At 53.8% G+C, this 14,275-nt stretch carries 15 protein-coding genes; 9 read left to right on the top strand and 6 right to left on the bottom strand.

All coding sequences use genetic code 11. The annotated features are described in order from the left end of the window. Positions 1 to 4: 4 nt before the first annotated feature. Together SYN7336_RS17795 and SYN7336_RS17790 are read left to right on the top strand one after the other, a co-directional pair. Positions 5 to 778, top strand: a complete 774-nt coding sequence (locus SYN7336_RS17795) for a DUF2993 domain-containing protein (RefSeq protein WP_026101119.1) — start codon at positions 5 to 7, stop codon at positions 776 to 778. Positions 779 to 847: 69 nt separating this feature from the next. Beyond that, a complete protein-coding gene (locus SYN7336_RS17790) occupies positions 848 to 1,246 on the top strand; it encodes a DUF6464 family protein (RefSeq protein WP_017327291.1) in 399 nt (132 codons plus the stop codon). Between the two features lie 73 nt (positions 1,247 to 1,319). On the opposite strand, the gene SYN7336_RS17785 is transcribed toward SYN7336_RS17790, so the two are convergent. Then, positions 1,320 to 2,339 carry a site-specific DNA-methyltransferase gene (locus SYN7336_RS17785; protein WP_227498535.1) on the bottom strand — a complete coding sequence of 340 codons (1,020 nt, stop codon included), beginning with the start codon at positions 2,337 to 2,339 and terminating at the stop codon, positions 1,320 to 1,322. 112 nt (positions 2,340 to 2,451) lie between these two features. Between SYN7336_RS17785 and SYN7336_RS29145 the strand changes: the two genes are divergently transcribed. Together SYN7336_RS29145 and SYN7336_RS17775 are read left to right on the top strand one after the other, a co-directional pair. Then, positions 2,452 to 2,673 carry a helix-turn-helix domain-containing protein gene (locus SYN7336_RS29145; protein ID WP_017327289.1) on the top strand — a complete coding sequence of 74 codons (222 nt, stop codon included), beginning with the start codon at positions 2,452 to 2,454 and terminating at the stop codon, positions 2,671 to 2,673. Next, the gene (locus tag SYN7336_RS17775) at positions 2,670 to 3,167 is read left to right on the top strand and encodes a type II restriction endonuclease PvuII (RefSeq protein WP_017327288.1); all 498 of its coding nucleotides are present in this window, start codon (positions 2,670 to 2,672) and stop codon (positions 3,165 to 3,167) included. The genes SYN7336_RS29145 and SYN7336_RS17775 overlap by 4 nt, the downstream gene beginning before the upstream one ends. Positions 3,168 to 3,306: 139 nt before the next feature. Here SYN7336_RS17775 and SYN7336_RS17770 read toward each other — a convergent pair whose 3' ends face one another. After that, positions 3,307 to 4,290, bottom strand: a complete 984-nt coding sequence (locus SYN7336_RS17770) for an apocytochrome f (RefSeq protein WP_017327287.1) — start codon at positions 4,288 to 4,290, stop codon at positions 3,307 to 3,309. Positions 4,291 to 4,401: 111 nt separating this feature from the next. Continuing rightward, positions 4,402 to 4,917 carry a cytochrome b6-f complex iron-sulfur subunit gene (gene petC / locus SYN7336_RS17765; protein ID WP_017327286.1) on the bottom strand — a complete coding sequence of 172 codons (516 nt, stop codon included), beginning with the start codon at positions 4,915 to 4,917 and terminating at the stop codon, positions 4,402 to 4,404. A gap of 305 nt (positions 4,918 to 5,222) precedes the next feature. Here petC and SYN7336_RS17760 point away from each other — a divergent pair, with 305 nt between their 5' ends. Further along, positions 5,223 to 5,531 (top strand): DUF3067 family protein, encoded by a 309-nt coding sequence (locus tag SYN7336_RS17760; RefSeq protein WP_017327285.1) that lies wholly within the window; start codon positions 5,223 to 5,225, stop codon positions 5,529 to 5,531. Positions 5,532 to 5,617: 86 nt separating this feature from the next. Further along, positions 5,618 to 8,158 carry a sigma 54-interacting transcriptional regulator gene (locus SYN7336_RS17755; RefSeq protein WP_017327284.1) on the top strand — a complete coding sequence of 847 codons (2,541 nt, stop codon included), beginning with the start codon at positions 5,618 to 5,620 and terminating at the stop codon, positions 8,156 to 8,158. 24 nt (positions 8,159 to 8,182) lie between these two features. Here SYN7336_RS17755 and SYN7336_RS26560 read toward each other — a convergent pair whose 3' ends face one another. Then, positions 8,183 to 8,416: a hypothetical protein gene (locus SYN7336_RS26560; RefSeq protein WP_017327283.1), complete on the bottom strand. Its 234-nt coding sequence runs from the start codon at positions 8,414 to 8,416 to the stop codon at positions 8,183 to 8,185. A 329-nt stretch (positions 8,417 to 8,745) separates the two neighbouring features. Between SYN7336_RS26560 and SYN7336_RS17740 the strand changes: the two genes are divergently transcribed. Both SYN7336_RS17740 and SYN7336_RS17735 read left to right on the top strand, forming a co-directional pair. Continuing rightward, the gene (locus tag SYN7336_RS17740; RefSeq protein ID WP_017327281.1) at positions 8,746 to 9,705 is read left to right on the top strand and encodes a heme A synthase; all 960 of its coding nucleotides are present in this window, start codon (positions 8,746 to 8,748) and stop codon (positions 9,703 to 9,705) included. 98 nt (positions 9,706 to 9,803) lie between these two features. After that, positions 9,804 to 10,772 carry a heme o synthase gene (locus SYN7336_RS17735; protein WP_017327280.1) on the top strand — a complete coding sequence of 323 codons (969 nt, stop codon included), beginning with the start codon at positions 9,804 to 9,806 and terminating at the stop codon, positions 10,770 to 10,772. Here the strand turns inward: SYN7336_RS17735 and SYN7336_RS26555 are convergent. Both SYN7336_RS26555 and SYN7336_RS28240 read right to left on the bottom strand, forming a co-directional pair. After that, entirely contained in the window at positions 10,737 to 11,762 is a 1,026-nt protein-coding gene (locus SYN7336_RS26555; RefSeq protein ID WP_227498534.1) for a molybdopterin-dependent oxidoreductase, read from the bottom strand. The genes SYN7336_RS17735 and SYN7336_RS26555 overlap by 36 nt on opposite strands. Positions 11,763 to 12,142: 380 nt before the next feature. Beyond that, a complete protein-coding gene (locus SYN7336_RS28240; protein ID WP_156820206.1) occupies positions 12,143 to 12,688 on the bottom strand; it encodes a MerR family transcriptional regulator in 546 nt (181 codons plus the stop codon). A 364-nt stretch (positions 12,689 to 13,052) separates the two neighbouring features. Between SYN7336_RS28240 and pgk the strand changes: the two genes are divergently transcribed. After that, positions 13,053 to 14,270, top strand: a complete 1,218-nt coding sequence (gene pgk, locus SYN7336_RS17715; RefSeq protein WP_026101118.1) for a phosphoglycerate kinase — start codon at positions 13,053 to 13,055, stop codon at positions 14,268 to 14,270. Positions 14,271 to 14,275: the final 5 nt, after the last annotated feature.

The following is a 14,275-nucleotide window of genomic DNA, read 5'->3' as shown; positions in this document are numbered from 1 at the left end:
GCGCGTGGAAATTTTTGCCGGTGTTTTGGCTTTACTAGCAGGTCTATTGGGAACGGGGGGATTTTTGGTCGATCGCATTGCCCGCGATGCGATCGCCGACGAATTGGATGACTTTGAAGTCCTGGAGGTCCGCGTTCAGTCCAGCCCCAACCTCAAGCTGGTCGGCGGACGGATCGATCGCCTGTTGTTGGCCGGTCGGGGTTTGGTGTTGGAGCCGTTTCCTCGATTGGAGCTGTTGGAGTTGGAAACCGATCCCGTGCGGTTGGATTTGGGGGGGGATATCGAGCTGCGATCGCCGTTACGGGCAGCAATGCGAGTGGCGATCGCCGAGGAGGATATCAATGGGGCTCTCCAGTCCCCAGCAGTGTTGGAGCGCTTTCAGGATATTGAAGCGGATTTGCCTTTTTCAGACAATGGGCCAGAGGTGTTCGATCTGGAATCTCCCGCCGTCGATTTTTTAGGCAATAACCGCGTGCAACTGCAGGTGCGGCTAGTGCCCGAAGCTAACCCTGCAGAGGTCTTGGCGATTGTATTTACGACAGAGATTGCACTGGAAGAGGGGCAGCGCCTCCGTCTCGACGATCCCGAAGTCATCTTGAACGATGTTCCTTTCCCCGAGGAAATTGTCGATGCGTTTACGGACGGCATCAATCGCGCCCTCGATGTTTCGGAGTTAGAAGCGCGGGGGGTTTTCTTGCGTTTACTCCAACTCGACATCGCAGCGGACCGATTGGAGGTGGTGGGCTTCCTTCAAATCGATTCTTTGGATGACATATAGCTGCGCTTCGATTTACTGGCCGCTGTTATTCTGGGAAGAACTGCTGACCCCCTCCCGCGATCGCCACATATGCCCGCTCCACCCTTGCCCGTCCAACTGGTCGATGCCCGCACCGGAGAAACATTTGAGAAGCTGCGTCTGAATTGGACGCCCTACCCCGGTCACACCATTCAACTGGGCAATAACACCTACACCATTTTAGAGAAGCGTCATTACTATCAATTGCGAGCGGGTCGCTATGTCCTGGATGCCATTCGGGCCTTTGTGCGTCCTGCTCCCGAAGCGGCGGAACTGGTGCCGGGAAACGGCGATCGCGAGCGAAGTCTGATGAACGGTCAGTGGGTGATTGGCGATAGCACTTGCGAATACAACGCCCGATCGCCCCTGCTGCGCTGTGCCCCCAATCCGCTGGGACCTTGTGCTGGATGTACGAGTTTTCAACCGCGATCGGAAACGCGATCGGAATGAGGATTGAAGTTATTGCTCTCTCGTGCAATGCGCCGGTACAGGCCAGATCGTAAGAGTCACTCGTTAGCGGCTGTTAGGGTCGGTACTTGCTTGCCTTCTCAAAGAGCCTTAACTGCTTGGCATCTGGGCCTACTTCAACTGATTCACCTAGCATGATTTTTTGATAGTAATGGCTTAGATTGTGCTCTCCTACATCTTCTTGCATAAACCGAAAAGCAGAAGCCGCAAGATATTGCCGCTCATTTTCAAAAGCTAACCAATAACGACATTCTTGCTCGGCCACAAAGCCAGTCGTGTTTGAGCCAGCAAATATATCAACAACAAGATCGCAGGGGTCTGTGAGAAAGCGGATAAAAAACTCCGGTAGCTTACTCGGGAAACGTGCTGGATGTGCTTTTAAACCCAAAGCTTTGCAACCTCTCAGATATTGACCATTTGAATCAGAATTAGGGATTTGCAGGAGATTAGAAGGAATTGCCCCACCGTTATTTTTACCAAACCCTTTGCCAATATCGTGACCGGAAGGACGCTTCTTAGGATCGTAAAACTTCTCTGGGTCTTCAAGAAGCTTCTTCATTCTAGAGCTATATTCAGTTAAAACCCTTGTCACGTCTGCCTTAGGAAATTCTGATTTACTGAACCACCAAACTGTATTGACTGAATCCTTTGCTCTTATTTTTCGTTTATTGACCCACTCGATTGGGCTCGGCAACTTTGAAGGATTAAACCAGTAAAAATCTTCTGCCAAAAAGAATCCGATTTTATCGCAGAAGTAAATCGGAATTCTAAAATTATAAAGACTTCTAACAGGCTTACCTTTTTCATAAGCTCCGCCTAAATCTAAGACAAAACTACCATCATCCTTTAATTTTTGGTAAACCAGTGAAGCAAATTGTGCCAACCATTCAATGTATTCACTTTGATTCTTATTTCCATATTCTTTTTTTCTCTGAAGAGCAAAAGGTGGACTCGTTAATACTAGATTGATACTATTATCGGGAAGCTGATTCAATAGCTTGAGAGAATCCCCTAAGAAGGCTGCTCCAAAACCAGTCTGATAGGTTGGTGCATGTCTAAATTGTTCAATATCCACTGGGAACTTCATTTGCTTTGGGGGCATAGCTTCTCCTGAACGCTACTTATAGTCTGTAGACCTATAGTCATCAACCTCTCAATTATAGAGGCTATGTCAACGTCTATAAGCTGTGTCATCTAACGCGAGAAGGATCTTTAGCAAGCGCTTGAGGCAGATCCGCCAAATCAGAGGACTTTCGCAAGAAGAACTCGCCAGCATGGCAGGTCTGCATCGGACATACGTTGGTTCTGTCGAGCGGAGTGAACGCAATGTATCGATTGACAATATGGAACGCTTGGCAAAAGCCCTAGAGGTTGACATTACTGAACTTCTTAGGGAAGAACCAGAATGAATTCTCATCCAGACAAAGCAATTCTTGACGAACTATTTCCGTACATCCAGCGTTATCAAGAGTTAGCACTTAAACATGGTGTCAATGATATTTTTCAAGATAATGGCGGCAAGCTTTTGCAAGTCTTGCTACTGACAGGGCTAGAAATTTTGCCTGGAAGGGAAGGGAATGATGCCAGAGATTCAGATGGGAATGAGTTTGAGTTAAAGTCACTGAACGTAGCTCTCACTAAGAGCTTTTCTACTCACCACCATATCAATCCTCGCATTATTGAAAAATATAGGAAAGTGGATTGGATCTTCTCTGTTTATAGGGGAATCAATTTGCTAAATATTTATAAACTTACACCATTAGATCTGGAGTCCTTTTATTCAAAATGGGAAGAGAAGTGGCACAGCGAAGGTGGCAAGGATATCAACAATCCTAAAATCCCATTGAAGTATGTGAAGCAGCATGGGGAGCTCCTATATGCTGCTGAAGTAGACGAAGTATAACAATCAACCGATATTGGAGCAAGTTGTCGGTCACTCAGCGCGAATGTTGGGCTTACAGCGAACCCCGTCGGCTGAGCTCCGACGGGGTTCGCGAGATTTTAACTGGTGCGAGTAATTGGGATTGAAGAGGTGAAACGGATTATACCAAACCTTCTGCCAGTTGAATCTTCTCGATTTGCTTCTTCTTCAGCACCAACAGAATTTGGGCCAAAGCAACAGCAGCCAAGAAGGCAATCAGCCACTTCACGCGGGTGGGGTTCTGCAGCACGATTTCCCGATCCGCTTGACCGAAACCGCCAACATTGGGGTTATTGGTCAGTACAGTACCCACTTCAACCCGATCGCCCACACTGACCAGCAACTGAGGACCGGCAAGAATAATTTCATCAACCAAACCCTCAGCCGTATCAATGGTGACGATAGAGAGGGGAGTGTAGTAGGGGCTCAGGTCGACGCGATCGACAGCAGCAGCGACGGGTGGATCGAAGGGATCGGGCACTTCCGTAATGGCTGAAATTGTGCCAGCAGCAGAGGCTTTGACCTGATTGTTATTGCTGATGCTGCCGTCGGGATTAATTTGGCCCCGACCTCGGTTGCCACCTGCGGAAACCAGGTACTTCATGAACGCGACAGAATCGTCTTCGGCGGGGTCGGGGGTCATGACCGGGAAAACGATTTCCTGATGGTCTTCGCCCGAGATAGGACCGACCACTAGAATATTGGGTCGCTCCTCATTGAAGGGCTGGATATAGAGGTCAGCCGTCTCTTCATACAGCTTCGGACCCATTTCCGCTTCAGTGGCCAGACGGAAGCCCTCGGGCAATACCACCACGGCCCCCACGTTGAGGCCACCTAGGGAACCGTCGCCAGTCACCTGCTGAACGGAAGTGTCATAGGGAATTTCCACTTTGGCTTGGAACACCTTGCCGGGGGTGACGGCTTGGGGCAGCTCTAAGCGGGTGGGCTTTTCGGCCAAGTGACAGTTGGCGCAGACAATTTTTCCAGTGGCTTCGCGCGGGTTGTCGTAAGCCGCTTGTGCGTAGGCAGGATAGGCGGATGCCCGATCGGCAGAGGTAAACAGGAAGGCCAAGCAGGCGATCGCCGCAAGCAAAATTCTAATCATGAGAGCGTATCTAAAAGGCCGAGAAAACAATAGAGACAAACTCAGCAAGCTCGCCCAGTGGAGCGATCCATTTGAGTTGAGTCGCCCAACTGAGTGGCGAACATTCGGGGTTTAGGTGTCGCGGAAGTCTTCGCCTTCCCAAGTGGAGAAACGAACGTTGTCCCCTTCCACAGCTGCTGCGACCAATCCCAAAGACTTGGGGGCAGGGCCGCGCACCACTTTGCCGTTGGGGGCATATTGAGACCCGTGGCAAGGGCACTTAAATAGGTCGAGACCGGCGTTCCAGGGCACCACGCAACCGAGGTGGGTGCAAATGGCGTTGAGGCCATAGTTGGCCACTGCCGAGTCGTCGATCACGACGTAGGTGGGATCGCCTTTGGGCCCTTGGGCGAGCACGCGGGCCTTGGCAGGATTGGAGGCTAAGGTAGCGGCCACGCTGATGGGATTGCCTTGGGCATCTTGAGCCAATACCCCAGCAGAACCACTGCCTGAGGACGGAGGAATAAAGTATTTTACGAACGGATACAGTGCCCCGAGGGCGACTACTCCAATCGATCCGCCCAATAGGGCGGTTAAGGCTTGTCTGCGTCCCATACTGGGAGATTCAATGCTCGATGCTTCGGTCATGGCTTACTCTGATGACTAAAACTGCGCGATACGTAGGTACAGCGCCGGGACAACGAAGTGTCGGTACATAGTGTAAACGACAGGATGTTAAGTTGAGAAACTTGAACTGGAGATGAGTAAAGCTTACAAAACTTGACATTTCCATCTTAGCGACCTTTCCGATCGCGATCGCGCTACAAAATGTAAAGCCATTATTCTAGAGCAATTTTCAGGTGGGCAGTGTACGCTCTAATTTTCAAGCCCAGAACCTCTAAGCTCTTTCGGGACAGAATGTATATTTCTAAGCTGAAAAATGCTCTAAGGCCATGACTGGAGAAGACTTTCGCCGCTCGATCGAACAAAAGTGGGGCAGAGCGTATGACGTTCAACTGCAGCGGCGGGGCAGTCGGGTGCTGTTGTTGGTTATGTGGAAGTATCTGGGGCAGCGCTCGTTTCCCCTCACCGCCGAGGAATATACTCAGCACCTCGAGGCCATCTTGGAGCGATTGGCCGATTGGGGGGTGTTGGAGTTTGCCCTGCAGCAGTTACAGGCCACCCGCCAGCGCCCCCGCTTGGGCAAGGCGGTATCGATTCCGCTAGATCTGGGGGAGCGGGCTTCTGAATGGCTTTTGTAAAGAAGAGTATTGCAGATTTTGGGGAGATCGCCGTTTGCCACAAAACCTCGCTAGGTTAGCAGTATCCGTGCTAGCGGGGTGCTGCAATGGAAATATCGGACCGGGCCGCTTGGCTGCAACAGAACACCATTTTTAAGCCGTTATCACTAGAGGTGTTGGAGGCGATCGCCTCAGCGATGCAGGAAAGAGAGATTCGAGAGAATCGCCGCATTGTCTTGGAAGGAACGCTGCCGGGAGCACTCTACATTCTCCGGCAGGGTCGGGTGGAGTCCTATCGCAGCGGCACTACCGGGCCGACGCAGGCGATGAGCTGTCTGCCTGGGTCGGTGCTATACCTGCAGGAGCTATTGCTGGAGCAGCCTGCGGAGCGGACGGCGATCGCCCTCTCCGATTGCCACTTTTGGCTGGTTCCGCAATCGGATTTTGCGGCGATCGCACAGCAATATCCCGAAATTGCCCAAACCCTCTCCCGTCAGTTGGCCGCCCAACTCCAAGATGTGGCTTCGCAGTTGGAGTACGAGCAAAAGCGGCAAGAGGCGTTGCTGCCCTATCGAGTCACCAAAGCTCGACGAGGGGTGGTGGGATCGAGTCGGTATGCCGTGCGGATTCGGCAGGCGATTCGCACGGCGGCAGGCGATCGCGCTCCAGTCGTGATTTTTGGCGAGCCGGGATTGGGCAAAGACATTGTTGCGGCTCTGATTCACTTCAGCTCCTCTTCGCGACGGGAGCCCATGATTCAACTTGACTGCAATCTATTGCAGGCAAGCGGCTCGGAGTTGTTTGGCAAGCTGGGGGGCAAGCCGGGGCTGATCGAGTGGCTGGGGCGCGGCACCTTGCTGCTGAACAACCTGCACGAGCTGCCCCCCACTCTATACGACAAGATTGGGCGCTTGTTAGAGTCGGGCACTTACCAACCCGTCAGCCGCGAAGGGGAATGGCCTGCCCCCCTCCGCACCAGTCAAGCTCGCATCGTGGCGACGGCAGAGCGGACGCTGTCCCAGCTCGATTTCAAGCGGCTGGCGGAACATTTTATCCAGTTGCCGCCAGTGCGCGTGCGCAAAGCGGATATCGAGCAAATGGTGAACTACACCATTAGTTTGTTCAGCCGTTCGCAAAAGGTGCCCCGCCCGCAGATCTCGCCAGAGGCATTGCGGCAGTTACAAGGGTACGATTTTCCGGGCAACTTTACCGAGCTGGAGAGTGCGATCTCGCGGGCGATCGCTCAGTCGAATGGGGCAGCGGTGCTGACGGAAGAGACGTTTTGGGGGACCACCAACCGCAATGACCGCTTCCGCTGGAATTTGCTCAATGCTTATCCGCAACTGCGCCAGTTTTTGCGCAGCCCTTGGTGGCCCGATCGGATTAATTATTGGGTGGTTGCACCCTTGTTTGCTTTGGTTGTGACGCTATTGTTTCTAGGACCGCAAACCCGCGATCGCAACATTGGCTTAAACCTGTTTTGGGCTTGGTGGTGGCCCCTCATCCTCATAGCCTTTCCGTTTGTGGGGCGATTGTGGTGCTCGATCTGCCCCTTCATGATTTACGGAGAAATTGTTCAAAAGCTGTCTCTGTGGCTGTGGCCCCGTCCGTTAGCCCGTTGGCCCCGGCAGCAGATGGATCGCTATGGCGGCTGGTTTTTGTTTGCCCTCTTTGCCGCGATTTACCTCTGGGAGGAACTGTGGGATTTGGAGAATACGGCTTATCTCTCCAGTTGGTTGCTGCTGCTAATTACGGGGGGGGCGATCGTCTGCTCGGCGATTTTCGAGCGGCGGCTGTGGTGCCGCTACTTATGTCCAATTGGGGGAATGAATGGGCTATTTGCCAAACTGTCGATGACGGAACTGCGGGCGCAGCGGGGCATTTGCTCGGCAGAATGCACCACTTACCAGTGTTATAAAGGCGGGCCGCAGAAGGGGGAAGGGCAGGAAACAGAGGGGTGTCCCCTCTATTCCCATCCAGCTCAAATGGAAGAGAACAAAGACTGCGTGCTGTGCATGACCTGCCTCAAGGCTTGCCCGCACCGCTCGGTGGAGTTCAACTTGCGTCCGCCCGGTATCGAACTGTGGACCACCCACACCGCCCGATCGCCTGAAGTGGCGCTGCTGTTTCTCCTCTTCGGCGGCATTTTGCTCCATCGCCTGCCCGAAATTATCTCCCAGTGGCAGATACCGATCTCGTTCGATCGCTTCTGGCTCCACGCAGCTCTGTCTGTGGCAGTATTGCTGGTGCCGGCAGCGATCGCCCTGCTGGCCTATGCCGCCACAATGGCGATCGGAAGCAAGGGCAAGCTGCAGCCGTTTACCAGCTTGGCTTACGGTTACCTACCCCTCGTCTTGGGGGGTACTCTAGCCCATTATTGGCGGCTGGGACTGACGGAGGCCGGACGAATATTGCCGGTGACGATGGCAACGTTTGGCGCGAGCGGCACGGGGCTACCTGCGATTGTCGCTCACCCGGCGGTCATTGCCTTTTTGCAGGGCACTACTCTACTCGCGGGGGCGATCGCCAGTGCGATCGCGATCCAAAAAATTGCCCGCCAGCCATTGACCGCTATGCTGCCCCAACATGCTGCCATTGTGACGATGACAAGCGGCTTTTGGCCTTTAATTGTGGGGGCGGGTCTCTAGCGGCTCGTGGCTCGGACTGTTACCCTATCTCTGAGGTGTTTGAACCCTGTCAGAATTCTCCTCCCCGAGTGGCTGTTGAATGCTTGCGGTACGCGGGCTGCGTACCGCAAGAATAATTCGCTTGGCATCTTCTAAGGCCAAGAAGCTAGCTGGCGTCTCAAATGGAATGCCAAAAGTCCGACACATCTCAACCACTTCATCCACATCGAGCTGATAGTCTTCCGCTAGTTCGGCAATGGTGATATCGGCAAAGCCCATCAAATATCCTCGCAATCTGGGATGTCAAGTTCGGGAATCGAGGCAGTGGCCGTTCCATTCAGCTCCCGATCTTCGGCTTCCGTAGCGGCCAAATTTTAACAATTCTGCCTCGATCGTCCAAAATCTAAGCTTGTTTTTAAACATTGTAACTAAGCTGTCAAACTCCCACACAATTCGAAGAAAACATTAAAGCTTGAGGCTTCTCTAAAGACTGTTTCTAGAGTGGCAGTAGGCGCAGCCAGTGTCAGACCCTAGGTGTTTGCGGGATAAGCGAAGCATTGGGGAACGGCCAGTCTGTTGCGCGATCGCCATGAATCTGTGCTGCTTGTATGCAAAACACTTACCGGCCCAACTCCCCCATCCCTCAGGGCTCTGGTGCTGAAGAATTTTCCTCCAATCTCGACGAATCGCTGCTAGCCAATTTGCGCCGCTGTCTGTATGCTCTGGCGGGTCTGACGCTCTTTTTGATGGCTTTGGGCAGTGCCACTCGCGTCATGAATGCTGGCTTGGCTTGTCCCGATTGGCCTCTGTGCTACGGCGAATTCGTCCCTAGCGCCCAGATGAATCTACAGGTGTTTTTAGAGTGGTTTCACCGCCTGGTTGCCTCCACCGTAGGGTTTTGCACGATCGCCCTAGTTGGCGTCAGTTGGTGGTTTCGGAAATCTGTGCCCAACTGGTTGCCCTGGGCGGCTTTAGCGGCTTTGGCTCTCGTGGTGTTTCAGGGGGTATTGGGGGGACTGACGGTGATCGAACTGCTGCGGTTTGACATTGTCACCGCCCATTTAGGCACGGGACTGCTGTTTTTTAGTCTGGTGTTGGCGATCGCCGTCGGTCTCACTCCCCTCCAAACAACGACCGTAGCGGCCCATCTCCCCTGGCTGGGACTGACCGCAACCCTGTTGGTCTACCTGCAAAGTCTGCTCGGCGCCCTAGTGGCGTCCCAATGGGCACTGCATCTCTGCTTCAGCGAATCGGAACTGTGCGGCGTGATGAACGCCCACCTGCTCGGCATTATTCCCGCCAGTTTGGCCGCTCTGACGGTGGCGATCGCCACTTGGCTGACCCCTGACAAAACCCCCCTGCTCGATCGCCTGTCGCAACTGGCGGGCCTGCTGCTCGCGACGCAATTAGCGGTGGGCAGCGCCACCTTCCGGCTGCACTTGCAAGTGGAACCTCTGACCGTAACCCACCAAGCGGTAGGGGCTGCGCTACTCGGCACGTTGTTGGCTTATACCTTGGTGGCGTGGCGATCGCGTGCCGCTACTCGCTCGACCGAATCTCCCGCATAACCCTAGCGGTCTGTCTCTGCTCGACTCAGTATTTCGTTCGGGGTGCAGTGACTGCCGAGACTCAGACGAACCATCCCCATCGCACTCTTTTGGATCTTATGATCGATACTTTTATCAACAGCTCCAACCCTCGCAACCGCACTTGGGGACAAGTCCTCGAAAGCTATTACCAACTCACCAAACCTCGCATTATCGTCCTGCTGCTGATTACCACTGCCGGTGGCATGTGGGTGGCCGGTGGAGGTCGAGTAGATCCCCTTTTAATGTTGGCGACCTTGGCGGGGGGAGCGCTGGCCTCTGCGGCAGCAAATACCATTAACTGCTGGTACGATCGCGACATCGATTACGACATGGAGCGCACCCGCCACCGCCCGCTGCCCTCGGGGCGGGTGCATCCGAGAGATGCATTGCTCTTTGCGGGGCTGTTGGCGATCGCCTCTTTCGGTCTGCTCGCCACCTATGCCAATCTCGCTGCTGCTCTGCTGGCCATGTCGGGGATCGGGTTTTACGTGGCCATCTACACGTTGTGGCTCAAGCGCACGAGTAGCCTCAATATTGTGATTGGCGGTGCGGCAGGTGCTATTCCCCCGTTAGTGGGTTGGGCGGCAGTGACGGGCGGTCTGGATTGGGGAGCTTGGGCACTGTTTCTCATCATCTTTTTGTGGACCCCCCCCCACTTCTGGGCCTTGGCATTGCTGATGCGAGATGAATACGCTCAGGTGAAGGTGCCGATGTTGCCGGTGGTGGCGGGGGACAAGTCGACCGCGCAGCAGATGATGGTTTACACGTTGCTGATGGTACCGGCTACCTTGCTGCTCGTATTTCCGCTGCATCAGTTGGGCTGGGTCTACGCGATCGCCGCCTTGGGCTTGGGAGAGATCTTTATCCGCAAGAATTGGCAGTTATTGCAGCAGCCTGAAGATCGGGAGTTAGCGCGATCGCTGTTCAAATACTCGCTGTATTACATGATGCTATTGTGTGCGGCGATGGGTTTAGATACCTTGCCGCTGTCGCAGCAGTTGAGCAGTGCCCTATCGGAGAACTGGGCTGCGATCGCTCACCTCTAGCTGCACCTGTAGAATTGCCTGATTGCCATCTAGCGGGATGATATCGTTCAGCGGCTGCACGTCCTCTCCAGCCACTGCCCGCGCTAAGAGCTGGTGCTGGCCTGGGGCAATGAAAAACCACTGGTGCCGCCATACGGTCCATTCGTAAGGGGTGGAGGGTCGTGTCTGTTCGGCGATCTCCCAGATACTGCCGCCATCCCGACTCACTTCAACTCGATCGATCCATACATTACTGGCCAGCGCCATCCCGGCGATCGCCACCCATCCCGGCGGCGACTGCACCCGCTTATTGCCGGTAAATACTCGCTGCCGCTGCACCTGCCGCGCTAGCCCGTGGGTGAGAATGGGGGCTCGATCGGACCAGCCCCGTCGCTCCCAATACCCCCGGAACGGTTCTGCGATCGCCTCTATCTGCGTCAGCCATTTCGGCTGCTTTTGGCCGTACTTGCCGGGGATGAAAATGCGGACCGGATAGCCGTGCTCTGGAGGTAACGGCTCGCCATTCATGCGATAGACCAGAAAAACATCCTCCTGCAGCAGTTCCTGCCGCAACAGCCCCGTTTCGTACTCGTCGGCCGATCGCAGTGCAAATGCCCTCGCCTCGGGACGCACTCCCGCCCGTTCTAGCAGGGGTCGCAACCGGGTACCCCGCCACAGCGCGTTGCCCGCCAACTGTCCTCCCGCCGGGTTGCCGATACATTCCAGCGTCCAGTAAATGTCTTCGGCTGGGAGAGAGAGGAGATCGGTAAAGCTGAGGGAGAGAGGGCGATCGAGTAGTCCCGAAAGCTCTAATTTCCAGCGATCGCGATCCAGCTCTGGCGTGCCAAACGCCGATTGAATGTAGAAGTCTGAGGTGGGGGTCACCCAATGCTCGGGCAGCGGTTGCGAAAAATCCCTCAGATCGAGCAGCGGCCAGCGTCCGTCTTGGGTAATGGCCTGCGATCGCGGTTGCAGGAGCACCAATCCCCCAGCCGTCCAAACTGAAGCCAAGCTTGCCACCTGCACAAACCGTCGCCGCCTCATTGCCGTTCGCCGCGAAACTTTACCAAGTGCAATACCTGTTTGACGATATGTCAATTGTGTTTGTCTGTTTGTCCCAGTCAAAAATCATCCGAAGTTTGGCGGATGCATTCCTAGTTTGACCCATATTCTACGTACGCGAGTCAGTTGCGGGCGATTCATTTTCAACGCGATAGTAGTGGCTCTTCCTGTTGGTGTCAAACCAATAATCTCTGTGGCTGCCGAGCGAGGGATAATATGTTCAAATTCATAAGTTACTGCTGTAAGGGATTCGGCTGTTCGGCAATAAGCACAGCAATTGGAGAAATAAGTACGGATCTGACGCTGTAGGTCAACTGGAATATAGGTGCTCACAGCTTCGATTCTGTGTAGTTTATTTGCTCTAAGGTATATCTGGCACGAGCTCTAAGCAGAGTGAGACGATCGGCTTGTTCTAACAAGCGATCTAGTTCGGCAACTTCAGTCTCAGAAAGATCTGATTCTTCGTTCTTCTTCAGAAGTTCATCTAAAAGCAACTGATTCTCAGGGGCTAGTTTACATTCTGCTAGTGCTTCCAATTCTTCATAACTGATATCTCGAAGCAATTCTCGATCTAGCACGTCACTACTTATCTGTTGTGGAACTCGATCGCGCTCTGTTGGCACGATCGAAAACTCATAGTCCCCATCGCGTAGGAAGTTCAGGATCCGTCGGATTTCTGGGAGAGGGAGCCGCTCTCCGAGACTCTGGATGAGCTTGAGTTGTAGAAGCTGCTCGCCTGTATAAGCCAAGATCGGGCAACTAGGATTGCCGATTTTTTCTGGTATAACCAGGCCAACCTTCTCCCAATAGCTGAGATTGACAGAATTCATGCCCGTGAGATTCGAGACCTCCTGGCGGGTAAATTTGCGAACCACGAACTCCGGGGCTCCTAATGAAGACAGGAATACTATCACTATAAACTTGACTTGCTGCAAAGGCTTGAAGTCCTGCTATGACTGGGATCGCAAGCCAGCTCGAGCGTAGTCTGTCATTTTTGAAGGCCCCGATATTAGGTGAAAATTTTTGACAGCGCAAGGGGGATAGGCAATTGAGCTTGAAGTCTTTTGAAATGCGCGGGTGTGCGCCGATTTGCAAGAGAGATCTGGTAGAGCCACCTATGTAGATCTCTCAACCCTTTGCCTAGCATAGGTTTCGCAATTCATCATCACAGGCGAGCCGCAGTCCGGTAGAATGTTTTCAAATGTTAAGTAGTCATAACCTTATAGGGTGCCCGCAGTCATGTCCAAGTTGTCACTTGCCAATCTTCTCGAAGGTCCTGCCGCGATCGAATTAGCAGGTAAACGGGTGTTAGTGCGGGCTGACTTCAACGTTCCTCTCGATGGCAGCGGCACCATTACAGACGACACCCGCATCCGCACTGCCCTGCCCACCATCCAAGCTTTGAGCGGTGCGGGGGCCAAAGTGATTTTGGCCAGTCACTTCGGTCGTCCTAAGGGACAAGTCAAAGAGGACATGCGTCTGACCCCCATAGCGACTCGTCTTTCCGAGGTTCTGGGGCAAGAGGTGAAGAAGCCAAACGACTGCATTGGCGATGAGGTCAAAAGCTTAGTTGATTCGATGAGCAACGGCCAAGTCATTTTGCTGGAGAACGTTCGGTTTCATGCGGGCGAAGAAAAGAACGACCCCGACTTTGCCAAAGCGCTAGCTTCTGTGGCCGATCTGTACGTTAACGATGCCTTCGGCACTGCCCACCGCGCCCACAGCTCGACCGCAGGGGTGACGGAATATCTCTCCCCTTCTGTGGCGGGCTTTTTGATGGAGAAAGAGTTGCAATTTTTGCAAGGGGCGATTGAAGCTCCCAAGCGTCCGTTGGTGGCGATCGTGGGGGGATCGAAGGTTTCTAGCAAAATCGGTGTGATTGAAACTTTGCTGGAGAAGGTGGACAAGTTAATAGTCGGCGGCGGCATGATTTTTACGTTCTACAAGGCTCGCGGTCTCAGTGTGGGCAAGTCTTTGGTGGAAGAGGACAAGTTGGAGTTGGCTCAGGCTCTGGAGGCTAAGGCTAAAGAGCGAGGCGTCGAGCTGCTGCTGCCCACCGATGTGGTGGTGGCCGATAACTTTGCCCCCGATGCTAACGCGAAAACCGTGAGTGTGGATGCGATTCCCGCTGGTTGGATGGGGTTGGATATTGGCCCCGATGCAGTGAAGACCTTCCAAGCGGCATTAGAAGGCTGCGGCATCGTTATCTGGAATGGTCCGATGGGGGTATTCGAATTCGATCGGTTTGCCAAGGGAACGGAGGCGATCGCCACTTCTCTAGCGAACCTGACCGAAACGGGAACCGTCACCATTATTGGCGGTGGCGACTCTGTGGCAGCGGTTGAAAAGGTCGGTGTGGCTGACAAGATGAGCCACATTTCTACGGGGGGCGGTGCCAGCCTGGAGCTCTTGGAAGGCAAGGTGTTGCCCGGTATCGCGGCACTGACTGACGCCTAGCGATC

The organism is Synechococcus sp. PCC 7336 (genome assembly GCF_000332275.1).
GTDB lineage: Bacteria > Cyanobacteriota > Cyanobacteriia > Thermostichales > PCC-7336 > PCC-7336.
This window is presented reverse-complemented; position numbering and strand designations above follow the sequence as displayed.

Bases quoted from the DNA above. Each gene is read 5' to 3' on its own strand.
- SYN7336_RS17790 (WP_017327291.1), top strand. From the start codon at position 848: ATGCCCGCTCCACCCTTGCCCGTCCAACTGGTCGATGCCCGCACCGGA.
- SYN7336_RS17775 (WP_017327288.1), top strand. From the start codon at position 2,670: ATGAATTCTCATCCAGACAAAGCAATTCTTGACGAACTATTTCCGTAC.
- SYN7336_RS17770 (WP_017327287.1), bottom strand. From the start codon at position 4,290: ATGATTAGAATTTTGCTTGCGGCGATCGCCTGCTTGGCCTTCCTGTTT.
- petC (WP_017327286.1), bottom strand. From the start codon at position 4,917: ATGACCGAAGCATCGAGCATTGAATCTCCCAGTATGGGACGCAGACAA.
- SYN7336_RS17760 (WP_017327285.1), top strand. From the start codon at position 5,223: ATGACTGGAGAAGACTTTCGCCGCTCGATCGAACAAAAGTGGGGCAGA.
- SYN7336_RS17755 (WP_017327284.1), top strand. From the start codon at position 5,618: ATGGAAATATCGGACCGGGCCGCTTGGCTGCAACAGAACACCATTTTT.
- SYN7336_RS26560 (WP_017327283.1), bottom strand. From the start codon at position 8,416: ATGGGCTTTGCCGATATCACCATTGCCGAACTAGCGGAAGACTATCAG.
- SYN7336_RS17740 (WP_017327281.1), top strand. From the start codon at position 8,746: ATGCAAAACACTTACCGGCCCAACTCCCCCATCCCTCAGGGCTCTGGT.
- SYN7336_RS17735 (WP_017327280.1), top strand. From the start codon at position 9,804: ATGATCGATACTTTTATCAACAGCTCCAACCCTCGCAACCGCACTTGG.
- pgk (WP_026101118.1), top strand. From the start codon at position 13,053: ATGTCCAAGTTGTCACTTGCCAATCTTCTCGAAGGTCCTGCCGCGATC.